Raw genomic sequence first — 25,959 nt, forward strand, 5'->3', positions numbered from 1 at the left:
AGGTACGATTGCCTTCACTGGCTGAACAAAAGGCGCAGTTGCGCAAGGAAATGTCACGCAAGCGCAAAACGCTGGGTGGACCAGATTATGCGCAACAGGTTGAAGCTCGCTTTTTTTCCTCCCCTACCTTACAGGCTTTCACAAAAATTGCGGGATATTGGCCCATAGCGGGGGAGCTGGATATCTGCCCGTTGTTAGGCAGCTTGTGCCAGAAAGGGCATATCTGTGCGTTGCCTGTTGTGAAGAAAAAAGACCATCCCTTATGTTTTTTGCGCTGGCAAACGGGTGATCAGCTGGAAGCTGGTGATCATGGAACACAACAGCCCCAATTCGGTGCTGAGGCTATTGAACCGGATTTAGCGCTGATTCCCTTATTAGCGTTTGACCGACAAGGTGGGCGACTGGGGTTTGGTGGGGGCTATTATGATCGGACGCTTGCTGCTTTTAAGGGAATGAAAGCGGTCGGGATTGCGTATGATGAACAGGAGGTTGAGGCGATTCCGATGGATCGCTTCGATCAAAGAATGGACTGGATTGTCACCCCGACACGGGTTATTGAAGTGTAATCTTCTTATTTAAAAGGTAGTCAAATGCGTTTTCTTTACTGTGGTGATGTGATGGGCCGGGCCGGGCGCAAGGCAATCTTAGAAGGGGTACCGCAGTTAAAAGATCGTTTGGGGCTGGATTTTGTTATTGTAAACGGAGAAAATTCAGCCCACGGCTTTGGCATTACGCGTAAAATCTGTGATGCCTTTTATGAGGCCGGAGTGGATGTGATTACCACAGGCAATCATGCCTGGGATCAGCGCGAAGTGATGAATTTTATTGATGATGAGCCCCGCTTGCTCCGTCCGCTCAATTATCCGGAAGGCACACCGGGGCGGGGCTTTCATGTCTATGACATGAGTGATGGCCGCAAGTTTTTTGTCGCTCAGGTGATGGGACGGCTGTTTATGGACCCACTGGATGATCCCTTTAGTATGATTTCCGCTGTTTTGGATAAGCATGTTTTAGGTCGTGATATTCAGGCTGCTTTGATTGATGTTCATGCCGAAGCCACCAGTGAGAAAATGGCGATGGGGCAGTATCTGGATGGCCGCGTCTCTTTGGTGGCGGGAACCCATTCTCATATCCCGACAGCGGATGCACAAATCTTGCCTAAAGGGACGGCCTATCAGACTGATGTGGGTATGTGCGGGGATTATGACAGTGTGATCGGTATGGAAAAGACAGTGCCGATTGAACGGTTTACCAAGAAGATCAGTGGCCGTTTGTCTCCTGCAGATGGCCCCGCCACGCTGTGTGCGGTTTTTGTTGAAACAGACGATGCAACAGGCTTGGCAAAACGAGTCTCGCCTGTTCGGGTCGGTGGCCGCTTGATTGAGGTTGTGCCGGAGTAACCAGAATAAAATGTCATTCTCGGATTTGATACGAGATCCAGCCTTTCTTTTAAAGCCCTTCTGGAACCTCAATCGAGTTGAGGGTGACTGTTAATCATAAAAAAGCCCGCCAAAATCGGCGGGCTTTTTCGTTGTTCCTTTTGGAAGCTTAGTTACTGCGGACCTGATGGAGGAACTGGTTCACAACATCTTTCAGTGATGTTGCTTGCGAGTTCAAACCACTGGAGGCTTCCAGAACCATCTGTGCGGCATTGCCTGTTTCAGCAGCTGCCATATTCACATTTTCGATGTTCTTGGTCACTTCAACGGTCCCGTTAGCAGCTTCCTGAACGTTTTTGGAAATTTCTACGGTTGCCGTGCCTTGTTCTTCAACAGCAATGGCAATGCTTTCAGAAATATCGTTCATGTTATCAATAGTTTGGGCAATGCTGCCAATCGCGCCAACGGCGTTGCTGGTGGCACTTTGCATCGCATCAATCTGTTCGGTGATTTCTGCTGTTGCACGTGCTGTTTGGTCGGCAAGGTTTTTCACCTCACTGGCCACAACCGCGAACCCTTTACCTGCTTCACCTGCACGGGCCGCCTCAATGGTGGCGTTCAGGGCAAGAAGATTGGTTTGTTCGGCAATAGAGGTAATCAGTTCAACAACCTCACCAACCTTGTTGGCAGCCGAAGACAGGCTTTCAACTGTGCTGGTGGCTTGTTGGGCTTCGCTCACCGCACCTTTGGCGATATCGCGAGACTGATCAACCTGACGTGAAATCTCAGAAATGGAAGCTGACAGTTCTTCTGCTGCAGATGCCACGGTCTGAACGTTGCCCGTTGCATGTTCGGCTGCTGAGGCCACCACATTGGACTGTTCAGAGGTTGAGGCCGCAGTAGAAGACATGCTTTGAGCTGTGTTTTCCATGTCTTGAGCTGCTGTACCAACTGCGGCAACAACACCGGAAACATTGTTTTCGAAGTCATCTGCCATCTTATGCAGAACGACGCGTTGTTTTTCTTCAGCCTGGCGCTGGTTTTCTTCCTGTTCTTCGCGCAGGCGTTCAACTTCCTGTGCATTTTTGCGGAAAATACGAAGCGCATCGGCCATTTCACCAACTTCGTCGGCACGAGTGTCGGCCAGAATTTTAACCTCAAGGTTCCCTTCGGCCAGCACATGCATCACTTTGGTCATATCGGAAATCGGGTTGGCGATGTTGCGTGCCACGATCAGGCCGATGATAATGACGACAACCAGTGTCAGGCCCGCACCAACAATGATAAAGGTCCGCATGGTGTGGACACTTTCCAGAACCTCTCCTTGTGACATTTCAGCAACCACGCCCCATGTCAGTCCCATGAATTTCAAGGGAGCATAGGCGGCAAAAACATCATCGCCTTTATAGTCGGTGGTCTCTGTCAGGCCCGTTTGCCCCAGCAGAACCTGTGTCACGGCATCATTGTCGATTTTTTGTTTCAGGATTGTCTTTTCTTTGACGAGACGCAGATCACTGCGCAGGCGCTTGTCTTTACCAATGATATACGTTTCACCCGTTTTGCCAAGGCCACGGGCATTTTGCATTACATGGTCAATACTTTTGATCGGCATACGTACCACAAGGGCACCGACAAATTCGTCTTCTTCGTTTTTAACCGGGCTACCCATGAAGCTGGCGGGTTCGTTATTATCTCCAGCGTAGGCTGCAAAGTCGGTCAGGGTAACATATTCTTCATTGTTTCCATTCGCCTTTATATCTTTGAAAATATTGGCAAAATCAGTATTTTTCCATTTGCCCTTTTCAAGGTTGGTGGCGAAGTCACCGGATTTAAAAACAGAATAAATTACATTGCCTTTGGCATCTACGATGAACAGATCATGATAATGGCGCGAATGGGTCAGTGGACGAAACCAGGCATGATAGCGTTCGTGTGTATCGTGATAGGCGTCTTCTGAATCGCCACGCCATAGTTTATCACGTTCCCCTGCCTTATGCGGGTTGGCTTCGATATATTGTTTTTGCAGGAAGCTTGTCGCATCACCATGTTCAGAACCGATATCTTCAAAATCAACGGCGAGTTCAACAAGGGCGTCTTTTACCATCTGGTTGCTGGACAGAATGCCCAAATCCTGGCGGATCCCCTCAAGGAGGTTTTTAATCGTTGCCTTACGGCTGTCGATCAATGTCTGCATGTTCTCTTCGGCAACAGTCGTCATGTTATCGGCAGATTTGAAATAAGCCAGCATGCCAGTCACCAAAATGGAAACCAGTGATAGCACAACGAGAATTGCAGGAAGTTTTACTGAGATTTTGACGTTAGACAGAGTCATTTATTTATCCGTTCTGAAGGTGTGCCTTAACCTGTGTTCCTACAGTTCGTAAGCGACAAGTTTCTCAAAAATGATGCGCACAAAATTCTTAATTATTTATGACACAATAGATAAGCCGAACGATAGGAAAAAAAATTGATTTAACTCAAGATAAATCAACGTTTCTTGTATATTTATCAGAACTATCGTAATGATTATCTACAAAAGTAGTATCACGAAACTCTTGACACATACTTTATGTAAAAAAAGCAAATCTTTCAAGCTGTGCGTTGTTTGTCATAGAGACTTTGTGCTAATAGATTCCCAGAAGAAGAAACTCTCATTTATTTTCTATGAAAAATAAGGATTAAAAGTAGGACCATGGCAGGCCATTCCAAGTTCAAAAACATTATGCACCGCAAAGGCGCCCAAGATAAAAAACGCGCTAAAGAATTTGCCAAACTGTCAAAAGAAATCATGGTTGCTGCCGGGATGGGCACACCTGATCCGGATATGAACCCGCGCCTTCGTACCGCCATTGCTGCGGCAAAAGGGGCGTCCATGCCCAAGGACAATATCGAACGGGCCGTCAAAAAAGGCTCTGGCGAGATGGATGGCGATAATTTCGTGGAAATGCGCTACGAAGGTTATGGTCCAGGCGGTGTTGCCGTGATCGTGGAATGTTTGACGGATAATAAGAACCGCACAGCATCTGATGTGCGTTCTACTTTTTCCAAGCGTGGCGGGAATCTGGGTGAAACAGGGTCTGTTGCCTTTTCCTTTGAACGTCGCGGTTTGATTACATATGCTGCCGATGTCACTGATGCGGACGCCATGTTTGAAGCGGGCCTGGAAGCAGGCGCAACAGAAGTGGAAAGCAATGATGATGTTCATGAAATTTCCTGTGAACCGGAAGAATTGCACGCTGTTCTGGATGAATTGGTAAAACAGTTTGGCGATGCCAAGGGGGCTGCATTGGATTGGAAGCCAACCAACACAACAGAACTGGATGCTGATAAAGCAGAAAGCCTGATGGGGCTTGTGGAAGCACTGGAAGATTTGGATGACGTTCAGGAAGTCTTCACCAACATGGAAGTCTCCGAAGAAGTCATGGCCAATCTGGCTGGTTAACCCATGCGGTTGTTGGGGCTTGACCCCGGATTGCGTATCACCGGGTGGGGAATCATCGACATTGATGGCAACAGGATGAGCTGTGTGGCCGATGGGGCCATCAAAACCGATGCCAAATTGCCTCTGGCCGAACGGCTTGTTCAATTGAACGAAGGGATCGAAAGCGTGATCAAACGCTTTGGTCCCGTTGAGGCCGCTGTTGAAGAGACTTTTGTCAATAAAAACCCGACTTCGACGTTGAAACTGGGGCAAGCTCGCGGGGTTGTGATGTTAACCCCTGCGCGTGCGGGACTGAGCGTATTTGAATATACACCCAATCAGGTGAAAAAGACGGTGGTTGGTGCAGGACATGCGCAAAAAGAACAAGTGCAGATGATGGTGAAAACATTATTGCCAGCCGCCAAACTTGAAATTGCCGATGCTGCCGATGCTCTGGCCGTGGCGATTTGTCATGCCCAACATCGCAATACACCGGATAAATGGGGGAGCGTATCATGATTGCCAAATTAAAGGGGCTGGTGGATAGCTTTGGAGAAGATTGGGTCATCATGGATGTTAATGGCGTGGGCTATCTGGTCTTTGCCTCTTCCAAAACACTGGCGAAATTGCCTAAGGCGGGCGAAGCCTGTTCCCTGATGATTGAAACCCATGTGCGAGAAGATCATATCCACCTGTATGGTTTTGCCGATGCGGGGGAACGTGACTGGTTCAAGCTGTTGACGACGGTACAAGGGGTGGGGGCCAAGGTTGGTCTGGCAATCCTGTCAACCTTGTCTGCACAAGATATTGTCCATGCCATTGCGGCTCAGGACAAAAAGGCATTGACCCGTGCCAATGGGGTGGGGCCAAAGGTCGCAACGCGTATTCTCACAGAATTAAAAGATAAAGCGGGGGCGATTGCCCTGACGCCTTCGGCTACGGGAAGTTCGGACACAGGTGAAGCCCCTGCCAGTGCAAGTTTTGGCGGTGCGCCTGTGGAAGCGGCCTCAGCTTTGGTGAATTTGGGCTATAATCGGTCCGATGCATTGGCTGCTGTGTCCAAAGCCAATAAGAAACTTGGCGGGGAAGGCAAGCTGGATGACCTGATCCGTGAAGGGTTGAAAGAATTGTCGATTTTATGATGATGTCAGGTGTTGTCATCCTCGCGACTGCGGGGATCTATTTGAATATGGAAAAAGGTCCCCGCGTTCGTGAGGGCGACAAGGATGGGCAGAATGTATGAAGATGAAGACCGCGTTGTTTCGGCTGAACGCAGTGCGGAAGACAGCCCGGAAAATTCCCTGCGTCCGTTAAATCTGGACGAATTTATCGGCCAGAAACAGGTCCGTGAAAACCTGAAAATCTTTGTTGAAGCTGCCAAGGCCCGTGGCGATGCCATGGACCATGTGTTGTTTTATGGCCCACCAGGGCTGGGTAAAACCACCTTGGCCCAAATCGTTGCGCGCGAACTGGGGGTGGGCTTTCGCGCCACATCCGGCCCTGTCATTGCCAAAGCTGGGGATTTGGCCGCACTTTTGACCAACCTTCAACCCCATGATGTGTTGTTTATTGATGAAATTCATCGCCTTAACCCGGCGATCGAAGAAGTTCTTTATCCGGCCATGGAAGATTTCCAGCTTGACCTGATCATTGGCGAAGGTCCGGCGGCGCGTTCGGTGCGGATTGATTTGCCCCCCTTTACTTTGGTCGGGGCGACAACGCGCTCTGGTTTGATTACAACGCCGCTGCGTGATCGTTTTGGTATTCCATTGCGGATGAATTTCTATGAAGTGGATGAACTGGAAGAAATTGTGACGCGTGGGGCACGTATTTTGGGCATGGAAATGACCTCAGACGGGGCCAATGAAGTTGCCAAGCGTGCCCGTGGCACACCACGTGTGGCAGGTCGCTTGCTACGTCGGGTGCGCGATTTTGCTCATGTGGCAGGTGTTAATCCCGTGGATGCAGCCTGTGCCGATGGGGCGCTTAATCGTTTAAATGTGGATCATCGCGGCTTGGACGAGATGGATCGGCGCTATCTTGCCTGTATTTGTGAAAATTATGGCGGTGGCCCTGTAGGGGTGGAAACCATGGCCGCTGCTTTGTCTGAACAGCGCGACACCATCGAAGAGGTGATGGAGCCGTATTTGATCCAGCAAGGGTTGTTAATGCGCACTCCACGCGGGCGGATGCTGTCCGATGCGGCCTATCGCCATTTGGGGCTGGATGCGCCGCGCGGTCGGGAAGCTGCTCAGATGGATTTACTTAAAGGAACGAAAGCGAAATGACCCAAGGCCGTATTGAAGGTTCAACCTTTATTTTTCCTGTTCGTATTTATTATGAAGATACGGATGCAGGGGAAATCGTTTATTACGCAAATTACCTGAAGTTTGCTGAACGTGCCCGCACAGAATTTTTGCGTCATTTTGGTATTTATCAATCTGAACTGCTGGAAAAAGACCGGATTGCCTTTGCGGTGCGCAAGGCCGAGGCTGATTACCGCAAACCTGCAAAATTGGATGATTTACTGGACGTTCATACCCGCTTGGTGAAACTTGGTGGGGCGTCGCTGGAAATGGTGCAAGAGTTGAAACGCGGTGAAGAGACTTTAGTTTCTGTGAAAGTTCGGGTAGCTTGTATCCATCTTGAAGGGCGCCCTGTGCCCATTCCAACGAATTTGCGTCACACTTTCGAAGAAATGTTAGGGGAAAACCATGGAAGGTAACGTGGTCGAAGCCGCTGTTCTGGCAGGCTCACTTGAAGCACCGGATCTCAGCATGTGGGGCCTGTTTATGCGCGCAGACCTTGTGGTGCAATCTGTCATGGTGGGCTTGCTTCTGGCCTCTATTTGGTGTTGGGCCATTATCATTGATAAGGTTTTCCGTCTGCGCAAACTCAACCAGATGGCCGATGTATTCGAAGATAAATTCTGGTCAGGCCAGTCATTGGATCAGCTTTATGATGCGCAGGGTAATAACCCCAAAGACCCGATGACGGCTGTTTTTGTCACAGCCATGCGTGAAGTGCGTCGCACACAGGCGAAATCAAACACCGCCGGGGATGAAATGCGTACCCGCTTGCAAGACCGGGTGGACCGGGTGATGCAGATCACGGTGGGGCGTGAGATGGACCGGGTGGAAAAAAGCATGACTTTCTTGGCTTCAACCGGCTCAACAGCGCCATTTATTGGTCTGTTCGGTACTGTATGGGGGATTATGAATGCCTTTACCGCCATTGCCCAAACCAAAAATACCACACTGGCTGTTGTTGCCCCCGGTATTGCCGAAGCTCTGTTTGCAACAGCGCTTGGTCTGGTTGCAGCGATCCCTGCTGTTGTGGCCTATAACAAGCTAAATCGTGATCTGGACCGTTATGCCGGGCGTCTGGATAGTTTTTCCGGTGAATTTGGAGCGATCCTGTCGCGCCAGCTCGATGAAAAGAAGTAAGACCCATGGGCGCTTCATTAAATCAACGCCGCAATAAAGGCCATTATGGTCGGCGTCGCAATTCAACGCAGATGTCGGAAATCAACGTCACGCCGATGGTGGATGTCATGTTGGTGCTCTTGGTTATTTTCATGGTAACGGCACCACTTCTGACTGTTGGGGTTGAAGTCGATTTACCGAAAACCAAAGCTGGTGAAATCCGTGGTCAGGATGAGCCTCTGGCTGTGAGTATTGACAAAGAGGGTAACCTCTTTGTTCAGGACACACAGGTTGAATTGGATGGTCTGGCTCCTCTCTTGTTGGAGATCAGTAAAAACAATCAGGATGTCCGCATCTTTGTACGCGGGGATGAAGCGATTGATTACGGCACGGTCATGCAGGTCATGGGTGTGTTGAACAAGGCGGGCTTTGGCAAGGTGGCCTTGATTACCCGGAATCCCGATCAAGGCAGAAAGAAATAAGCGGGCCTGATGCGCAATAGTTTTTTCATATCGGTCTTTCTCCACATTTTTGTTTTTGTCGTGGCCTATGTCGGGATTCCGATGTTGCCGGATGATGACTTGATTGTGGAAGCGCCCATTGTGGTGGAGGTGGTGAATATTGATGATGTGTCAAATGTGCCCGCACCTCAGCCCAAGGCGAAGAAGCCGGATGTGAAAAAGCCACAGCCCAAAAAAGCTAAGCCAAAACCACCACCGCCAGCCCCACCTAAGCCGGAACCTGCCCCAGAACCTGCCCGAGAACCGGAAGAGGCTGAAATTATTCCGGATAAAAAGTCTAAGCCGAAGCCAAAGAAAAAAGAGCCTGAACAACAGGTTCAGAAACCAGCCCCGCGGGTGAAGTCTGTTAAACTGGCACGCAAACCTAAGCCGCCACAAAAAAATGATTTTGAATCCCTGATGAAAAATCTGGCCCCAACCCTGGATAAGGTCCCAAAGGCGGATAAGAAAAAAGAGCAGGAAGATTTCAAGCTGGACGATTTGGCAAAAGAAATTCAGGAAGCCATTAAAAAACCAAGCAAGTTTTCCGATCCGAACAAAAAACTCAGCATCTCGGAAATTGATGCGCTGCGTGCGCATATTGAAAAATGCTGGAACCCGCCGATTGGGGCACGAGAGGCTGAAAACCTGAAGATTGAAATCCGGATTGCCATGAATCCGGACGGAACGCCGCGCTCTTACGGGATTGTGTCTAATCCGCGCATGTCTGATCCGTTTTATCGGGCGGCTGCGGAAAGTGCGAGGCGTGCTGTTGGCAACCGTCGTTGCTGGCCCTATCCCTTGTCGCCTGAGACCTATCAGCAATGGCGTGACTTGACATTGGTCTTTGATCCCAAGCATTTGCTGGGGCTTTAGCACTTTTGGGGTAAAACACCCCTTGGCATCTCAGGTTGATCTGCGTATCTTCTTGGCAAATGTTTTCTGTTGGGATGATCCGTGATGAAGTTTGCCGTGAAAGTTGTGGCCCTGTTTGCCTTTGCATTAAGTGCGTTTCCCGCATGGGCTGAACTACGTGTTGATATTACACAAGGCCGTGTGGAGCCCATGCCTTTGGCCGTGGTGGAATTTACAGGCGACAATCTTGAGGCCGCTCAAATCGGCAGTCAGATTGCCAAGGTTATTCAGGCGGATTTGGAACGATCTGGCCTGTTTCGCCCGATTGATCCGAAAGCCTTCATCCAAAAAGAATTATCCATGTCCACATTGCCGCGCTTTGGGGATTGGCGAATTTTGAATGCTCAAGCTTTGGTTCAAGGTCATGCGGTCCCACAAGCTGATGGGCAACTGGCCATTCAATTCCGTTTGTGGGATGTGTTTGCTGAACAGCAAATGGTCGGTCTGGCTTATAATACAGTTGCGGATAACTGGCGTCGTGTGGCCCATATTATTGCCGATACGATTTATCAGCGTATTACTGGGGAAAGCGGCTATTTTGATACCCGTGTGGTTTATGTGGCTGAATCCGGTCCGGCCAATCGGCGTGTGAAACGTTTGGCGATCATGGATCAGGATGGGGCGAATCACCGTTTCCTGACCGACGGACTGGATATGGTGTTGACACCACGTTTTTCACCGACCCTGCAGGAAATTACCTATCTGTCTTATTACCAAAACACCCCGCGTGTGTATCTGTTTAATATTGATTCCGGGCGTCAGGCCATTTTAGGCGATTTTCCGGGTATGACTTTTGCCCCACGTTTTTCTTTTGACGGGACCAAGGTCATCATGTCTATGGCTCAGGATGGTAATTCTGATATCTACACGATGGATATTGCCACACGCCAGTCGCGCCGATTGACGCGCCATAGTGCGATTGATACGTCGCCAAGTTATTCACCGGACGGCAAACAGATCGCTTTTAACTCGGATCGAGGGGGCTCTCAACAGATCTATGTTATGGATTCGAATGGGAAAAATGTGCGTCGGATCAGTTTTGGCAAGGGAAGATACGCCACACCGGTCTGGTCACCGCGTGGAGATTTAATTGCTTTTACCAAAATGTTGTCGGGTAAATTCTACATTGGTGTGATGCGCACCGATGGGTCTGGTGAACGCCTGCTGGCCGATGGCTATTTGGTCGAAAGCCCAACGTGGTCGCCCAATGGCAGGGTTTTGATGTTCTTCCGCGAGACGCTTCGTGGTGGTGAAAAAACAACCAAACTCTATAGCATTGATCTTACAGGATATAACGAAAGAGAGATTATTACGCCGCTTGAAGCATCTGACCCTGCATGGTCCCCCTTGATTCCTTGATAAGGTACGCATATAGTCACTGACAAGGCTACTGGCGTATTTCTAATCAGGGGGCGTCGATCAGTCTGTTTAATTTAATGTTTAAAATATAATTAGTCCTACAAGGGGATTGCTCATGCGTAAGTTTCTCGGTCTGGTTGGTGCTGTAGCTCTGCTCGCGGCTTGTGAGACCGCTCCTCAAGATGGTGCCAATGCATCTGCCGATGCAGCAGCTGCTCAAAAACTGGGGCCGGCTGCTGGTACAGCTCAAGATTTTGTTGTTAACGTTGGTGACCGTGTTTTCTTCGGTTTCGATCAGTACAACCTCACTGCTGATGCTCGTTCCACACTGGAAAAGCAAGCAATGTGGCTGAAAAAATATCCAAGTGCGACAATCGCACTGGAAGGCCACTGTGACGAGCGCGGTACACGCGAATACAACTTGGCTCTGGGTGAGCGTCGTGCAAATGCGGCGAAAGAATATCTGGTAAGCCTTGGTGTTGATGCAATGCGCATCAAAACAATCTCTTTCGGTAAAGAGCGTCCAGTTGCTCTGGGCCATAACGAAGCTGCTTGGACACAGAACCGTCGTTCTGTAACAGTTGTTTCTATGGGTGCAGGTTCCTAATTTTTTAGGAATTTCACTTAGAAAGACTTTCGAACAAGGCGTTTGCTGCATATCTTGTGGCAAACGCCTTGTTTTTTGGGGCGATTACAGGCACAAATGGTGAAACGATAAAACTATTGCAGGTTCGCGACCGATGAAAACCACGTTAAAGATACTTCTCAGCACCAGCTTTTTGCTGACGGCCCCTCTTTTACCAGCCTCTGCCCAGGATGCTGATATGCAGGCTTTGTTGGACCGTCTTGAACGGATGGACCGTGATATTAAGGCGTTGAACCTGAAAGTGTACCGTACAGGTGGTGCAACAGCAGAAGGTGCGGCCTCCACACCTGCAATAGGTGAAGATGTTTCCGGCCCGTTGGGTGCGCGTTTGAGCGTACGCATTAACGAGTTGGAAAGCCAGATGCGCCAAATGACAGGACAATTGGAAGAAACAGCCTTTCGAATTTCTCAATTGACCAGCCGTTTGGACAAGCTGGTGGTTGATGTGGATTATCGTCTGACAGCCCTTGAAGGTGGCACACCGGGAATGGAGCCCCAAGCCAGCCTTGCTCCACAAACGCAAGGTGAGGTGAAGCTCCCCACAGGCATGACAGGGCAGCAATTGGCCCCACCAAGCAGCACATTGACACCGCCGGTGCAGACGCAACCAACTGCCCCGCAACCGGGCGTGTTGGGGACGCTTTCCGGGTCTGATATGAAAAACCCGGCTTTGACGGCACCCAAACCTGTTGCATCAACGCCGCCTGCGCCGACCCAACCTGCGGTCCCTGTTCAGGAAACGGTGAAATTAACACCCAAGGCGCAGTATGAAAAATCTCGTCAAATGTTGATGCGTGGGGAATTTGGCCCGGCAGAAAAGAGCTTTAAATCCTTCCTTGAAACAAACAAGGACCACAAGCTGGCGGGCAATGTGCGCTATTGGCTGGGGGAAACCTATTATGTACAAGGTAATTATGCGCAGGCGGCTTCCACTTTCCTTGAAGGTTATCAAAAAGCACCGCGTGGGGCAAAAGCACCGGACAGTTTGTTGAAGTTGGGAATGTCATTGACGCATATGGACAAAAAGCGTGAAGCCTGTGCGACGTTTTCAAAGCTGCGTGCTGATTTCCCGAAAATGCCAGCCCATTTGTCTAAAACGCTGGAACGTTCCCGTTCTGCGGCAAAATGCAACTAAGCACACAGTCTTTTGCAGACTTAATGAAGCCCCTGCCTGAGGTCGGGGCAAAATTTGCCGTGGCGGTTTCCGGCGGGGCAGATAGCCTTGCCCTGTGCCTGTTGGCTCATGAATGGGCACAAAATCATGGAAAAGAACTGGTTGCCTTAAGCGTTGATCACGGTTTGCGTGTTGAGTCTGCTCAGGAATGCCTGTGGGTGCAGCAGGCCCTGAAAACACGGGGCATTTCCCATCATATTTTGGTTTGGGAAGGGGAAAAGCCGAAAAGTGATATTCAGGCGGCTGCGCGTGCTGCCCGTTATGGTTTGATGGCTCAGTGGTGTGCAGAACAAGGTGTTGCAGACGTCTTTGTCGCTCATCACCAAGATGATCAGGCGGAGACATTTCTGTTGCGTTTGGCGCGTGGCAGTGGGGTGGAGGGGCTATCGGCTATGCGTCCCTATAGCCAGCAAGGGGGGATAAACCTGTATCGTCCGCTCTTATCCTGCCCGAAAGCCAGCTTGATAGCCTATTTAAAGGAAAATGATCAGGATTGGATTGAAGACCCTTCCAATCGTAATGAGGCTTATGAACGGGTGAAAATTCGCCAAGCCCGTGAAATCTTAAGTGAGTTGGGGCTCACACCTGTCCGATTGGCCCAAACAGCGCAGGCAATGGCGCGCACCCGTGATGTGATGGCCCGGCTGTGTCGGGACTGGCTGGAAAGCTATGTGGGGATGGAGGAGGCCGGTTATGTCCGCTTGGATATGGCGGGACTTTGGGCATGTGAAGATGAGATTATCCTGCGCAGCCTGTCGCGAATCGGTATGGCCGTGGCTGGGGGGGCGTATCCCCCACGTTTTGAGAAATTACAGCATTTGCTGAAGAAGCTTAGGCAAGGAGAAGATGCCACCTTGATGGGCTGTCGCTGGTTTGGGCAGGAAAACCACGTGTTTGTTTGCCGTGAGGTACGAAAAACGGAGCTAAAAGAAAAGATTTATCATATTGATAATCATCATTCTTTCGCCAATGTTGATGTGCGATTACTGGGGCAGGAAGGCTGGGAGAATATTCTGTCTCACCAACCAGATCTGAAAAGCTTAGACCAGCCTCGTCCTGTGATTTATGCCATGGTGTCTTTTTGGGATAATGAGGGGGTTTTGGCTGTCCCGCATTTGGAATATGTACGTATGGGCGAATGTTTTGAGGCTGAATTGACATTAATTGCTAAAAAACGGCTGTTTGCATAAGTTTCGCCTTGCGCAAGACTGAAAATAGCTTATCTCTAATTCACAAAGTTTAAGTCTACGACGAAGAGGAATTCAAACGTGAACTTTAGCAGGAACCTGGCGTTATGGGTCATTATCGCATTGCTGATCTTTGCGCTGTTCAATCTGTTCCAAAGCTCCAGCCAGCATATGGACCAGTCGACTGTACCGTTCTCCACCCTGATGGATGCGGTTGAAGAAGGCAAAGTCCAGGATGTGGTTATTCAGGATAATACGATCAGCGGGACATATCGTGATGGCATTAAGTTCCAGTCTTATGCGCCGAACGATCCAAACCTGATTACCACGCTACGTGACAAAGGTGTGAAAATCACGGCGATGCCGAAAGATGAAAGCGTGTCTTTCTTCTCCATCCTGATTAGCTGGTTCCCGATGTTGCTGTTGATCGGTGTTTGGATTTTCTTCATGCGCCAGATGCAAGGCGGTGGCGGTAAAGCCATGGGCTTTGGTAAATCCAAGGCGCGCCAGCTGACAGAAAAGCAAGGCCGTGTGACCTTTGAAGATGTCGCGGGTATCGAAGAAGCCAAGCAGGAACTGGAAGAGGTGGTTGAATTCCTTAAAGACCCATCCAAGTTCCAGCGTCTAGGCGGTAAAATTCCACGCGGTTGTCTGCTGGTTGGCCCTCCGGGAACAGGTAAGACATTGCTGGCCCGTGCCATTGCCGGGGAAGCCAACGTTCCGTTCTTCACCATTTCCGGTTCTGACTTCGTTGAAATGTTCGTTGGTGTCGGTGCATCACGTGTTCGTGACATGTTTGAACAGGGCAAGAAAAACGCCCCTTGTATCATTTTTATTGACGAGATTGACGCGGTGGGTCGTCATCGTGGTGCCGGCCTTGGCGGTGGTAACGATGAACGCGAACAGACATTGAACCAGTTGCTGGTGGAAATGGATGGTTTCACCGATAACGAAGGTGTGATTCTGATTGCGGCGACCAACCGTCCAGACGTTCTGGACCCGGCATTGTTGCGCCCCGGTCGTTTTGACCGTCAGGTTGTTGTGCCGAACCCGGATATTCAGGGCCGTGAGCATATCTTGCAAGTTCACATGAAAAAAGTGCCGTTGGGTCCGGATGTGGATGCACATACAATTGCGCGTGGCACACCGGGTTTTTCTGGTGCAGACCTTGCTAACCTTGTGAACGAAGCAGCCTTGTTGGCGGCACGTCGTAACAAGCGTCTGGTGACAAATGCAGAATTTGAAGATGCCAAAGACAAGGTCATGATGGGTGCAGAGCGCAAATCCATGGTCATGTCTGATGAAGAGAAAAAACTCACAGCCTTCCACGAAGCGGGTCATGCGCTGTGTGCCCTTCATATGGAAGCTTCTGACCCGATCCATAAGGCGACAATCATTCCACGTGGTCGTGCGTTGGGGATGGTGATGCGCCTGCCTGAAGCAGACCGTGTGTCTCTGTCCGTTGAAAAACTGCGTGCTGATCTGGTTGTTGCTTTTGGTGGCCGTGTGGCAGAGGAACTCTGCTTTGGTGCTGATAAGGTGACAACGGGTGCGTCTAACGACATCAAGCAAGCTACCAACATGGCCAAACATATGGTGATGGAATGGGGCATGTCTGAAAAGCTTGGTCCGATTGCCTATAGCGAGAATGAACAGGAAGTTTTCTTGGGCCATTCAGTCACGCAAACGCAGAATAATTCTGAAGAAACAGCAAAAGCCATTGATTCAGAAGTTCGTAACATCATTGATGTCGCCTATAAGAAGGCTGAAGAAATTCTGACGAAATATCGTGACCAACTGGATATCATTGGTGACGGGTTGATTGAATATGAAACCCTGACAGGTGATGAGATCAAAGAGTTGATTGATGGCAATCCACCCAAGCGCGGTGGTTCTGGTCCAGCCAATGGCGAAAAACGCCGCAGCAGTATTCCAACTGCGGGCCAGAAAAAAGACTCATCGGATGGCAATGGTGTTGAGCCTGAGCCACAGCCGGGTGAGTAATAAAGCCTATATCCATGTCATCCCGCACTTGTTGCGGGATGATTTTTTTTGAAATATTGTCATTCCCAATTTGATTGGGAATCTTTCTCCCATCAGGAAGAAGATCCCCGCTTTTGCGAGGATGACATTTACGTTCAAGCTGGCACATATCATGACCATCTATACCAATGATTTCGGTTCCCCCTCTTTACCGCGTGGCTTTTGCACGCCGGACGGTGATCTTTCCAAGACTGTTTATATCCGCCCGCTTGCACCGTTTAAAAAAGGTCAGTTTGACTTTCCCTTATATGAAGTTGCCCTGCGCACAAATAGCGAGGTCTGGCGTTTTAAGGTGACTCATAATGCCTTGATGTCCTGGGCTGAAGAGGAAGGCGAGGATTTGGTCGTTCATGTGGGCAAGCTGCTGGAACATGTTGAAAGCCCAAGAAAGAATTTTGCTGGCCTTGAGGTCGGTATGCGTCCCTTGATCATGGGGATTGTCAATGTCACCCCGGACAGCTTTTCTGATGGTGGGGATAACTTTAATCCGCAGCACGCCATCGAACATGCCAAACAGATGGTCGCCAATGGGGTAGATATTCTGGATATTGGGGGCGAATCAACGCGCCCGGGGGCACAGGCTGTGGGGACAGATGAAGAAATGCGCCGGGTCTTGCCTGTGATCCGTGGTATTCGTGCTGCCGGGCTTCAGGCCAAGGTTTCTATCGATACTCGCCATGCCTTGGTGATGAAAGCAGCCATTGAAGAAGGGGCCGATATCATCAATGATGTGACCGCATTGGAAGGCGAAGGCGCGTTAGAAGTCGCGGCCCAGCTGGATGTGCCTGTCATGTTGATGCATATGCAGGGCGAGCCGCAAACCATGCAGGAAAACCCGACCTATGATGATTGCACACTCGATATTTATGATTATCTCCATGAACGGGTGCGTGCTTGTGAGGCTGTTGGTTTGAAGCAGGAAAATATCTGTGTTGATCCCGGCATCGGGTTTGGCAAGACGCTGGACCACAACATGGCGATCATGGATCAATTGGCCCTTTATCACGGTTTGAATTGCCCGGTTTTGCTGGGGGCATCGCGCAAAAGCTTTATTGCGAAAATTTGTGGGGATGTGGCGGCAAAAGACCGTTTGCCCGGTTCACTGGCGGCGGCCATCAAAGGGGCTAATGCCGGGGCGCAGGTCGTGCGGGTCCATGATGTGGCCGAAACCAGACAAGCCCTTGATGTTTGGTCGGCTTAATAATTCATAGCCTGCCATTTTAGCTCCAGATTTGTGACAGTCTCTTCATCACCGCAGATATCAATTTCAATGCCGCTTTCTGTGTAGCGGCGTTCTTGAACCATATCTGGGGATAACAACCGTTCCAGATCACTGGTGCGATTGAAATCGGCACATAAGGTTGTGGTGGCTTGATGGGCGAAAGTTTGCAGTTCAGCGATTTCACAGACGGATTTGGTCGCCCCTGCATAAGCGCGTGCCATGCCACCCGTGCCAAGCTTGATACCACCGAAATAACGCACGATGATCACAGCAACATTTACCAGTTCATAGCCTTGAAGAACCTTTAAGGTGGGCATTCCAGCAGAGCCACTGGGTTCACCATCGTCTTTGGCCCCTTCATGCAGTCGTTTATCTGTATCGAAATAACGAAAGGCAGAGACATGATGATTGGCTTTTGGATGCTGTTCACGCAGCTTGTTTAGCGTGTCTTCATACTGGTCATAAGGGCAGAGAAAGGCGAGAAAACGTGATTTTTTCTCTTCTGTTTCTTCAAAAGCGGGAATCGAGAGGGTTTTCATCAAAAAAAAGCAGAAAATGTCAGGGAATTTCAGGCAACTGTTTGCTAAGAAGCCTACCAAGTGCTAAACAAAATGTAACGCTTTTTAATAACGAATGAAGACCACAATGACACGTAAATTCTTTGGTACAGATGGTATTCGCGGCACAGCCAACAGTTATCCCATGACGGCGGAAATCGCCATGAAAGTCGGGATGGCGGCAGGTCATTATTTTGTACGCGGCGATCACCGCCACCGTGTGGTGATTGGTAAAGATACCCGTTTGTCCGGTTATATGATTGAACCTGCGCTTGTGGCTGGCTTTACCGCCATGGGGATGGATGTGTTGCTGGTTGGTCCCATGCCGACCCCGGCGGTGGCCATGTTGACCCATTCCATGCGTTGTGATTTGGGCGTGATGATTTCAGCATCCCACAATCCCTTTGGCGATAACGGCATTAAGCTGTTCGGCCCGGATGGATTTAAGCTGCCAGATGAGGTAGAGCTGAAACTGGAAGAGCTGATTGAAAGTGATCTGTCTTCGAAATTTGTCGCACCGGATCAATTGGGCCGGGCGAAACGTTTGGATGATGCCTCTGGCCGTTATGTGGAATTTGCCAAAAATACCTTCCCAGATGATTTGCGCCTTGATGGCTTAAAGATCGTACTCGATTGTGCAAATGGCGCGGCTTATAACGTGGCCCCGGAAGTCTTGTGGGAATTGGGTGCGGAAGTCATTCCGGTGGGGGTGAATCCCAATGGCTTTAACATCAATAAAGAATGTGGCTCAACCTACACGGCGACCTTGAGTGAACAGGTTGTGGCCCATCAGGCCGATATTGGTATTGCCCTTGATGGGGATGCAGACCGGGTGATTATTTGTGATGAACATGGTCAGGTGGTTGATGGCGATCAGATCATGGGGCTAGTTACGACCCATATGCATAAACGCGGTCTGTTAAAAGGCGGCGGTTTGGTGGCAACTGTCATGTCCAACATGGGGCTTGAAAAATACCTGGAAGATTACGGACTGACGCTGGAGCGTACACAGGTTGGTGATCGCTATGTGGTGGAACGCATGCGCAATGATGGCTTTAATGTGGGTGGGGAACAATCCGGTCACATCGTGTTGGGCGATTATGCCACAACTGGGGACGGTTTGGTTGCGGCCTTGCAGGTTTTGGCTGTGGTGGTGGAACAAGGCAAGCCAACCTCAGAAGTCTGCAAACTGTTTGAACCTTTCCCGCAAATCTTGAAAAATGTGCGTTATGGTGCAACCTTCCCGCTGGATGAAGACAGTGTGAAAGAGGCGATTTCTTCTGGGGAAGAGCGCTTAAATGGCTGTGGCCGGGTCTTGATCCGCAAATCAGGCACTGAACCGCTGATCCGCGTTATGGCCGAAGGTCAGGATTCACAGCTTGTGGAACAGGTTGTGGACGATATTGTCGCTGCGGTTTCTGCGGTCGCATGACGGGCCGTGTCCTGATCATTGCGGGTTCTGACAGTGGCGGGGGCGCTGGTATTCAGGCGGACCTGAAAACCGTCACCTGCCTGGGGGGCTATGCCATGACGGCAATTACGGCCCTGACCGCGCAAAATACCCATGGGGTGAGTGCCATCCATGATGTGCCCGCTGATTTTATTAAAGAACAAATCCGTGTCGTGTTGACGGACCTTGGGGCGGATTGTCTCAAAACTGGGATGCTTAGCCAGCCTGCGACCATTCATGCCATCTGTGATGTGCTGGATGAATTGGGGATGGATATTCCCATGGTCGTGGACCCGGTGATGGTAGCTAAAGGCGGGGCGTCTTTACTGGCCCAACAAGCTCTTGAGGCCCTGAAAACCCGCTTGATCCCGCGTGCGACTGTTCTGACGCCCAATGTACCGGAAGCCGAAAGCCTAACCGGGCTTGTTATTCAATCAGCTGAAGATATGAAAAAAGCGGCTGAAAAATTGTTTGAGCTGGGGCCACAAGCGGTTTTGATGAAAGGCGGTCATTTACATGAAGAATCGACTGCGGTAACAGATTACTTGTTTGCATCTGATGGCATGGTTCACATCTTTGAAGGCCAACGGCTGAAAACTCGCCATACCCATGGTACGGGTTGCACTACCGCATCGGCCATTGCCTGTGGCATTGCCCAAGGTATGAGCGTGGATAAAGCGGTCAAACGAGCCAAAGGGTATGTGTTTGAAGCCATCCGTACGGCACCCGGCTATGGCGGGGGGCATGGGCCGTTAAATCACGGTCATACCGTCAAGGGATAAAAGACCCTACTTTTTGCTGGTTTTTGATGAATGTTATTTCGGGTATTCTGTATCTGCATTATCAATAGGCTAATAGAATTAAAGAAATAGAGCTGCCATTATGAAGGATACCTTCGGTCGTACCATCACATATTTGCGTGTTTCCGTCACAGACCGCTGTGATTTTCGTTGTACCTATTGTATGGCGGAAGATATGACCTTTTTACCTCGCCAAGAGATTCTGTCTTTTGAAGAGATGGAACGGATTTGCACGGCCTTTATCAATCGCGGTGTGACAAAAATTCGCTTAACTGGTGGGGAACCATTGGTGCGCCACGGTATTATGGATTTAATTGCACAGCTCAGCCATCATTTAAAAACAGGCGCGTTGAAAGAACTGACCTTGACGACCAACGGGTCGCAACTGTCAAAACGTGCAGATCAACTGGCGGAACTTGGGGTAAAGCGCATCAATGTGTCTCTGGATACGCTTAATGCCGCCCGTTTTGCCGAGATTACCCGCCATGGCAAGCTGGAAACGGTTTTGGCTGGCTTGGAAGCAGCGAAACAGGCGGGGTTAAAGGTCAAAATCAATACAGTGGCTTTGAAAGGTCAGACGGACGAAGAACTGGATGACCTTTTACAGTTTGTTGCCGATAACGGTTTTGACCTGACCTTTATTGAAACCATGCCCTTAGGCGAAATTGGTGGATCTCGTGTGGACCATTATTTGCCGTTGACTGAAGTGCGGGCCAATATTGCCAAACGTTGGACAATTGAAGAATCTGATTATAATTCCGGCGGTCCGGCACGTTATGTCGATGTGGCTGAGACAGGCAAACGTATTGGCTTTATTACGCCGCTAAGTCATGGGTTTTGTGAGAGCTGCAACCGTATGCGCCTGACCTGTAAGGGCACATTGTTTATGTGTTTGGGCCAGGATGGGAATGTGGATTTACGCGAAGTCGTACGTTCATCTGAAAGTAATGAACCGTTACAGGCCGCCATTGACAAGGCTTTGAACCTTAAGCCGGAAGGTCATGAGTTTATTATTGAAGAAGGGCGTGATGGTCCGGCCTTAAATCGTCATATGAGCGTGACAGGCGGATAAGACTGAGGCATAGTAGGGCCATGTTCACCAGAAGGTTAAAGTGATGGCTCATCCCAAGATTGCGTTTGTCGCGGGTAAAACAGATACCGCACAGGATGCGATGTCCAAACTATGTGGCAAGTATGACCATGTGACACCGGATAAGGCCGATGTGATTGTCGCCCTTGGCGGGGATGGCTTTATGCTGCGTACCCTTCATAAATATCTTCACCTTAAAAAGCCTGTTTTTGGAATGAATCGCGGGTCGGTCGGTTTCTTGATGAATGAATATCGTGAAGATGATCTGATGGAACGCATTGGCCGTATGGAATCTTTTGAAATCCATCCCTTGCGCATGGAAGCGGAATGTAAAGGCGGTAAACACCACGAGGCCATCGCTTATAATGAAGTCTCCTTATTTCGCGAAACTGGCCAAGCGGCCCATATCCGCGTCAGTGTGGATGATGTGGTGCGATTGGAAGAAATGGTCTGTGATGGGCTGTTGATCTCGACCCCGGCAGGGTCCACGGCCTATAACATGTCCGCCTATGGCCCTATTTTGCCGCTGGGGGCGGGGGTTTTGGCCTTAACAGCGATCTCAGCCTATCGTCCTCGACGTTGGCGTGGGGCGATTTTGCCACATAGTGCCTCCGTAAGTTTTGAAATTCTCAATGAAGAAAAGCGCCCGGTGGGGGTTTCTGCCGACTTTAACGAGTTTCGTGATGTGTTGAAGGTGAAAGTCTATGAAGACCGTAGCCTTTATTCCATGGTGCTGTATGACCCAGAACATAATCTGGAAGAACGTATCTTACAGGAACAGTTTATGGGGTAGTGGGTAGTTTATCATTTACATTTCAATTTTAGATTTATACTTTAAGTGAATTTTCTATGATAACTTGAGAAACTCCCCATGTATGACATTATTGGTTATCTTTTAACTCTGGTTATGCTTGTCCTTTTTTTGCGTGAACTAGCCAAGAAAAAGAAGCGAAATCATTTCCAGCAATATGATCTCAGTGATCCCAATAATCAGCTTCGTTTTGTTTCAAATGCATCTTTCAAGTCAAAACCTTTGATGGAACGAAAGGTTGCCCATGTTTTTTACGATATCGAGAATAAATTGAAGGCAAGGGATTTAGGGGAAAGAGTTTTTAGTGAAGTTGCTCTTGGTGCGTATTTAAATACGGTGCAGCGTGACGATAATGCTTTTAAGTCTATAAATTCAAAACGATGTGATTTCTTAATTATCAACCGTTATGGTCAGCCCATATGCGCTGTGGAGTATCAAGGAAAAGAACATTATCAAGGAACAGCTCGTCACCGTGATGCGATTAAGGCAATCGCCCATGAAAAAGCAGGTGTGGCATTTCTTGAACTTTTCCCAGAAGATTCAAAAGATATTATTCATGCCAAGCTGGAAAGAGCGTTAGCGGCGTAATTACCTCACCAAAGAATGCACCATGCTGGTCACGGTGATTTTTTCTTCAACCAGTTGGACTTTCATTTTCTCCCAATTGGGCTTTTCTTCTCCAAATGAACTGCGCAACATGCGGTTGACCGCATCGCCCAAGGGGCTGGAAGAGGCCAAAGCAACAATGCGGTAATCAATGGTTTTGCTCAGGTTTTTAGGGAGGATCATGCGCCAGCCAATCAGACCTTTCTGCATGTCAGCTTCCAGCAAGCCTTCACGGTCAGCCAGCAGGAAATGACCATCTTCCAACCGCTGGGCAAAAGCCCACATATAGGCCGGTGCGCCCATGTTATTAACGGTGATTTCCAACGCACACAGTCCGTTCAAAGAACTGCTGGGGAAACTGGAGCCATCACGTTGCAGTGGGATTGTATCGGGGGACTGACAGCCCTTATCGGTATTAGCACGCAGTTCTGAAATGCCGATTTTCAGACTACCTGCACGCAAGGCGATGATATTATCTTCAAACTGCATATAAAGGCCGACACCCAAGGCGACCAGGCAGAGGCCAAGGGCAATCAGTTTACCCAGACGGTTGTCTTTCAGGGGCGGCGGGGCGTTCGGGTCTGGTTTATAGAGGTCAATAACCTCGTCATCATCACCCTCGTCTTCATCCTCTTCTGTTTCAGGAAGGGGAGGGGGCAGCTCAAAACGTTGGATAATACGATGAACATCAATAAGGGATTCAAGATGGAGAAGATCACCGTCCACACCCAGTTCTTCTAAGAACTCGTCCTCAGGAACCAATCCCGCTCCACTGGGGAGGAAACAAAAAACCCGGATATTTTGTTCACGCAGCTGTTGGAACAAGGCTTGTGAAGCCAGAAGCTTTTCCTTGATATGATCAACCGGGCGAACTTTCAGGTCTCGGTCCAGCTCACCCGTGCACCAAAGAACGGTATCAATTTCATCTTCTGGGCCGGCCAGTTCTTCTTCATTTTCCAGAGCATGGGCCACGAAGGCACCAAGTTGCCAGCTGTTGCCATCGGTAATGACCCGATCTACATCCATACGATAGGAGGGATGAGCGTATGATCGCTGAACCACGCCTGTAGGCTCTTTGACAAAACTGTCATAGGCGCGTGAAATCGGCAGGGCCTTGGCTGTCCCGTTTAGGCAGACCACGCTGCGCACATCCGGGTCTTCACGGCTGATGCGCTGGATGCAAACCGGGCCTTCAGTCGTGGCGATATAAACTCTCATGCTCATCAGCGCAGAATGACTTCACTTTTCACATTACGCAAGGCTTTGACGATCTCATCATCGCTGAAAAGTAAAATTTGTGCTTCGCCGTCAAAAAAATCATCAATGACAAGGCGCAAGATAGGCCCATCTTCCTGTTCAATGAAAAGAAGGTTAAGAGACAATTCGGGATTATAGGATTGAATGAGGAGATATACCTGATCCGGATTGGATTTTGAGGGGGTCAGACTGAGCTTGACTTCCTCGTTATCACGCACGACAAGTTCGCCTGAACTGGCGGCAACAGCACGTGGAATAAAGCTGATTGCCTGTTTGTCCAGTAATCGGCGCAGGTCACGGCGGGTTTTCAGGTTGGTGGATAGGGCGTGGACTAAGGCTTCTGAGGGGGTATGGGCCGGGTTTGTTGCATACGCATAGAGTTCACTGAAGGTGACGGCTTTTTGGCTTTGCCCATGCCCCATAATCTGGTCCAGATCGTTCAGGGCCTTGAAAATCTCTTGGGCCTGTTTGTTTGGGGGATGGGTCATGACATGCCTCCATAGATTTTACTGAATTGGCCGTTGAACAGGGTGCGGTCATAGGAAAACTGGGATTGCCAGCCCCCACCGGCGAGAGCCATACAGTCCAGCCGTTCTAAAAAGGCATCAATATCGCGTGCAATGTCTAACAAAAGGTCAGCCCCTTGGGCAAAGGCGATGCACAGTTCAGGATGTTCGTGCACATCTTCCTTGAAACCTTTGCGTGACAATTTTTTATAAGCGATTTCTGAGGTACTCATCATTTCGGCGACTTTGGGTCCCACAGCTTGAGGATCGTGCAAGATGCTCATAAAACGATCTGTGATGGCGTTTGTATGAAGTGTGACCACATTTGTATCTTTCTCTTTCTCATCAATAAGATGTTGTGCCAGCGAGGAAAAATCAATATCGGGTTCCAGTTTTAACATCACATTGACGGCATCTTTATGGCGGGCTGTCGCCAAAGCATGAAGACTGGCATAAACGCTACGTTCCAGATGTTGGCGCAAGGACTGATAGGTCATCTGGCGGTCTTGATAGGTTTCATCAGGCCCTTCGTCGATAAGATTCTGGAGTTCACTTGTCCCGACATGACGGCGCAGGGCCTGTGTCAGTCGTGCCTGTGATCCACTGAAAATATCACTACGCAAAATGGACAAGGGCAGGCGCAGGGCCAATGTACCTGCACTGAGGAGCCCCTCAAGATCAGCCTGTTCCTGTTTGTTGAGAAATTTGACCTGATTGAGAGGGCTGGAGGTAAGCTGCAGTAAAGGAGATAGGGTTTCCTGTACCGAATCGATGGTTTGGGACAGAAGGTCGGGATTGATTTCCCCGGCCTCATGATCATGGCCGATGGCCCCGGCATTATGCAGGGCAGAGAGGTCGCGCGCACTTTCAATCGCCTGTATGACGCGAATAAAAGTCAGGAGAACGCTGTCAAATGTTTTGAAATCAACGCCTTTTTCTGGATTCAGGGACGCTTCCTGCCAGAAATTCAGGATCATGGTGTCATCAATATTTTCAACGTCATTTTCACAATAGGCAAGGATCTTGCGAAATTTCCGTTGGGACTGAGCCGGGGGCAGGTGGGTGCGAAGATACGCATAGAGCAGGCGGCTTAGATTATTAGCAGCATCTGAGACCGCCTTTTTCGTCGGAGGGGCTTGGCATAGGAGGTCCTGCAAAATCTCATCAATATCGCTATAGCCAAGGGCGGTCAGTAAAAATTCAAACAAGGCTGATAAGACGGGCATGCGGCTATATTGAATGGAAAATTCACCATCGGGGTAGGATATGGTTAGTCCTTTGGGCGATAAGCTGACCTGTTCACAGGTGTTTTCAGCTTCTGCCTGACAGCAATAATGCTGGAAATGGGAGCTTTGGGCAGGGCCGCTATCCCAGAAAAAGAATTCATAGCGCCCTGTCTCTATGGAGAGGTCGCTGGCGGCAACAATAAGGTGAGACAGTTCCAGCAAGGCGCTGGCATAATTGCGACAGACGATCAGCTTGCCGATTTCACGACAAACCATTGGTGAGAATTTCATTTCACCATCAATCTCACATTCTGCCATCGTATGTAAGACAGCGCTCAGTTCGTTGCTTTTTCCTGCTTCCAGCAGCAATTCTTCTGATCCCATG

At 49.5% G+C, this 25,959-nt stretch carries 26 protein-coding genes; 21 read left to right on the plus strand and 5 right to left on the minus strand.

Going from position 1 to position 25,959, the window contains the following annotated elements; genetic code table 11:
- Nucleotides 1–8 precede the first annotated feature (8 nt).
- Both E4K71_RS02735 and E4K71_RS02740 read left to right on the plus strand, forming a co-directional pair.
- Nucleotides 9–566, plus strand: a complete 558-nt coding sequence (locus tag E4K71_RS02735) for a 5-formyltetrahydrofolate cyclo-ligase (protein ID WP_135076213.1) — start codon at nucleotides 9–11, stop codon at nucleotides 564–566.
- Between the two features lie 24 nt (nucleotides 567–590).
- Entirely contained in the window at nucleotides 591–1,400 is an 810-nt protein-coding gene (locus tag E4K71_RS02740) for a TIGR00282 family metallophosphoesterase (RefSeq protein WP_135076216.1), read from the plus strand.
- A 148-nt stretch (nucleotides 1,401–1,548) separates the two neighbouring features.
- Here E4K71_RS02740 and E4K71_RS02745 read toward each other — a convergent pair whose 3' ends face one another.
- A complete protein-coding gene (locus E4K71_RS02745) occupies nucleotides 1,549–3,711 on the minus strand; it encodes a methyl-accepting chemotaxis protein (protein ID WP_135076219.1) in 2,163 nt (720 codons plus the stop codon).
- Nucleotides 3,712–4,071: 360 nt separating this feature from the next.
- Between E4K71_RS02745 and E4K71_RS02750 the strand changes: the two genes are divergently transcribed.
- From E4K71_RS02750 to folP, 14 genes are all read left to right on the plus strand, one after another.
- Entirely contained in the window at nucleotides 4,072–4,821 is a 750-nt protein-coding gene (locus E4K71_RS02750) for a YebC/PmpR family DNA-binding transcriptional regulator (protein WP_135076222.1), read from the plus strand.
- Nucleotides 4,822–4,824: 3 nt separating this feature from the next.
- Nucleotides 4,825–5,319 (plus strand): crossover junction endodeoxyribonuclease RuvC, encoded by a 495-nt coding sequence (gene ruvC, locus E4K71_RS02755; protein WP_135076225.1) that lies wholly within the window; start codon nucleotides 4,825–4,827, stop codon nucleotides 5,317–5,319.
- On the plus strand, nucleotides 5,316–5,942 hold the full coding sequence (ruvA, locus tag E4K71_RS02760) for a Holliday junction branch migration protein RuvA (RefSeq protein ID WP_135076228.1): 627 nt from the start codon (nucleotides 5,316–5,318) through the stop codon (nucleotides 5,940–5,942). Before ruvC ends, ruvA begins: the two co-directional genes overlap by 4 nt.
- 93 nt (nucleotides 5,943–6,035) lie before the next feature.
- On the plus strand, nucleotides 6,036–7,088 hold the full coding sequence (gene ruvB, locus E4K71_RS02765) for a Holliday junction branch migration DNA helicase RuvB (protein ID WP_135076231.1): 1,053 nt from the start codon (nucleotides 6,036–6,038) through the stop codon (nucleotides 7,086–7,088).
- Complete coding sequence (ybgC, locus tag E4K71_RS02770; protein ID WP_135076234.1) at nucleotides 7,085–7,525, plus strand: tol-pal system-associated acyl-CoA thioesterase; 441 nt, start codon at nucleotides 7,085–7,087, stop codon at nucleotides 7,523–7,525. The genes ruvB and ybgC overlap by 4 nt, the downstream gene beginning before the upstream one ends.
- Nucleotides 7,515–8,246, plus strand: a complete 732-nt coding sequence (gene tolQ / locus E4K71_RS02775) for a protein TolQ (protein ID WP_135076237.1) — start codon at nucleotides 7,515–7,517, stop codon at nucleotides 8,244–8,246. The genes ybgC and tolQ overlap by 11 nt, the downstream gene beginning before the upstream one ends.
- A 5-nt stretch (nucleotides 8,247–8,251) precedes the next feature.
- Complete coding sequence (tolR, locus tag E4K71_RS02780) at nucleotides 8,252–8,707, plus strand: protein TolR (RefSeq protein ID WP_135076239.1); 456 nt, start codon at nucleotides 8,252–8,254, stop codon at nucleotides 8,705–8,707.
- A gap of 9 nt (nucleotides 8,708–8,716) precedes the next feature.
- Nucleotides 8,717–9,601, plus strand: coding sequence for a hypothetical protein (locus E4K71_RS02785; RefSeq protein WP_135076242.1), 885 nt, complete (start codon nucleotides 8,717–8,719; stop codon nucleotides 9,599–9,601).
- Between the two features lie 84 nt (nucleotides 9,602–9,685).
- The gene (gene tolB / locus E4K71_RS02790; RefSeq protein ID WP_135081957.1) at nucleotides 9,686–10,999 is read left to right on the plus strand and encodes a Tol-Pal system beta propeller repeat protein TolB; all 1,314 of its coding nucleotides are present in this window, start codon (nucleotides 9,686–9,688) and stop codon (nucleotides 10,997–10,999) included.
- A gap of 115 nt (nucleotides 11,000–11,114) precedes the next feature.
- On the plus strand, nucleotides 11,115–11,606 hold the full coding sequence (pal, locus tag E4K71_RS02795) for a peptidoglycan-associated lipoprotein Pal (protein ID WP_135076245.1): 492 nt from the start codon (nucleotides 11,115–11,117) through the stop codon (nucleotides 11,604–11,606).
- Between the two features lie 133 nt (nucleotides 11,607–11,739).
- Nucleotides 11,740–12,780, plus strand: a complete 1,041-nt coding sequence (gene ybgF, locus E4K71_RS02800) for a tol-pal system protein YbgF (protein ID WP_135076248.1) — start codon at nucleotides 11,740–11,742, stop codon at nucleotides 12,778–12,780.
- Nucleotides 12,771–14,009: a tRNA lysidine(34) synthetase TilS gene (gene tilS, locus E4K71_RS02805; RefSeq protein WP_135076251.1), complete on the plus strand. Its 1,239-nt coding sequence runs from the start codon at nucleotides 12,771–12,773 to the stop codon at nucleotides 14,007–14,009. The genes ybgF and tilS overlap by 10 nt, the downstream gene beginning before the upstream one ends.
- A 78-nt stretch (nucleotides 14,010–14,087) precedes the next feature.
- Nucleotides 14,088–16,010 carry an ATP-dependent zinc metalloprotease FtsH gene (ftsH, locus tag E4K71_RS02810; protein ID WP_135076254.1) on the plus strand — a complete coding sequence of 641 codons (1,923 nt, stop codon included), beginning with the start codon at nucleotides 14,088–14,090 and terminating at the stop codon, nucleotides 16,008–16,010.
- Between the two features lie 151 nt (nucleotides 16,011–16,161).
- Nucleotides 16,162–17,250, plus strand: coding sequence for a dihydropteroate synthase (gene folP, locus E4K71_RS02815; protein ID WP_135076257.1), 1,089 nt, complete (start codon nucleotides 16,162–16,164; stop codon nucleotides 17,248–17,250).
- On the opposite strand, the gene E4K71_RS02820 is transcribed toward folP, so the two are convergent.
- Nucleotides 17,247–17,810 carry a YigZ family protein gene (locus E4K71_RS02820; protein ID WP_135076260.1) on the minus strand — a complete coding sequence of 188 codons (564 nt, stop codon included), beginning with the start codon at nucleotides 17,808–17,810 and terminating at the stop codon, nucleotides 17,247–17,249. The two genes, folP and E4K71_RS02820, sit on opposite strands and share 4 nt — an antisense overlap.
- Before the next feature lie 106 nt (nucleotides 17,811–17,916).
- Between E4K71_RS02820 and glmM the strand changes: the two genes are divergently transcribed.
- The 5 genes from glmM to E4K71_RS02845 all read left to right on the plus strand — a co-directional run bounded on the left by glmM (nucleotide 17,917) and on the right by E4K71_RS02845 (nucleotide 22,567).
- Complete coding sequence (gene glmM / locus E4K71_RS02825; RefSeq protein ID WP_135076263.1) at nucleotides 17,917–19,260, plus strand: phosphoglucosamine mutase; 1,344 nt, start codon at nucleotides 17,917–17,919, stop codon at nucleotides 19,258–19,260.
- Nucleotides 19,257–20,060 carry a bifunctional hydroxymethylpyrimidine kinase/phosphomethylpyrimidine kinase gene (gene thiD / locus E4K71_RS02830; protein ID WP_135076266.1) on the plus strand — a complete coding sequence of 268 codons (804 nt, stop codon included), beginning with the start codon at nucleotides 19,257–19,259 and terminating at the stop codon, nucleotides 20,058–20,060. The genes glmM and thiD overlap by 4 nt, the downstream gene beginning before the upstream one ends.
- 100 nt (nucleotides 20,061–20,160) lie before the next feature.
- Nucleotides 20,161–21,150, plus strand: coding sequence for a GTP 3',8-cyclase MoaA (moaA, locus tag E4K71_RS02835; RefSeq protein ID WP_135076269.1), 990 nt, complete (start codon nucleotides 20,161–20,163; stop codon nucleotides 21,148–21,150).
- A 43-nt stretch (nucleotides 21,151–21,193) separates the two neighbouring features.
- Nucleotides 21,194–21,961: an NAD kinase gene (locus tag E4K71_RS02840; protein WP_135076272.1), complete on the plus strand. Its 768-nt coding sequence runs from the start codon at nucleotides 21,194–21,196 to the stop codon at nucleotides 21,959–21,961.
- Nucleotides 21,962–22,039: 78 nt separating this feature from the next.
- Nucleotides 22,040–22,567: a DUF2726 domain-containing protein gene (locus tag E4K71_RS02845; RefSeq protein ID WP_135076275.1), complete on the plus strand. Its 528-nt coding sequence runs from the start codon at nucleotides 22,040–22,042 to the stop codon at nucleotides 22,565–22,567.
- On the opposite strand, the gene E4K71_RS02850 is transcribed toward E4K71_RS02845, so the two are convergent.
- The 3 genes from E4K71_RS02850 to E4K71_RS02860 are packed head-to-tail and all read right to left on the minus strand — an operon-like array spanning nucleotide 22,568 to nucleotide 25,958.
- A complete protein-coding gene (locus tag E4K71_RS02850; protein ID WP_135076277.1) occupies nucleotides 22,568–23,809 on the minus strand; it encodes a hypothetical protein in 1,242 nt (413 codons plus the stop codon).
- The gene (locus E4K71_RS02855; RefSeq protein WP_135076280.1) at nucleotides 23,809–24,330 is read right to left on the minus strand and encodes a hypothetical protein; all 522 of its coding nucleotides are present in this window, start codon (nucleotides 24,328–24,330) and stop codon (nucleotides 23,809–23,811) included. The genes E4K71_RS02850 and E4K71_RS02855 overlap by 1 nt, the downstream gene beginning before the upstream one ends.
- Nucleotides 24,327–25,958, minus strand: a complete 1,632-nt coding sequence (locus tag E4K71_RS02860) for a hypothetical protein (protein WP_135076283.1) — start codon at nucleotides 25,956–25,958, stop codon at nucleotides 24,327–24,329. Before E4K71_RS02860 ends, E4K71_RS02855 begins: the two co-directional genes overlap by 4 nt.
- Nucleotide 25,959 lies beyond the last annotated feature (1 nt).

Source organism: Terasakiella sp. SH-1 (assembly GCF_004564135.1).
GTDB lineage: Bacteria > Pseudomonadota > Alphaproteobacteria > Rhodospirillales > Terasakiellaceae > Terasakiella.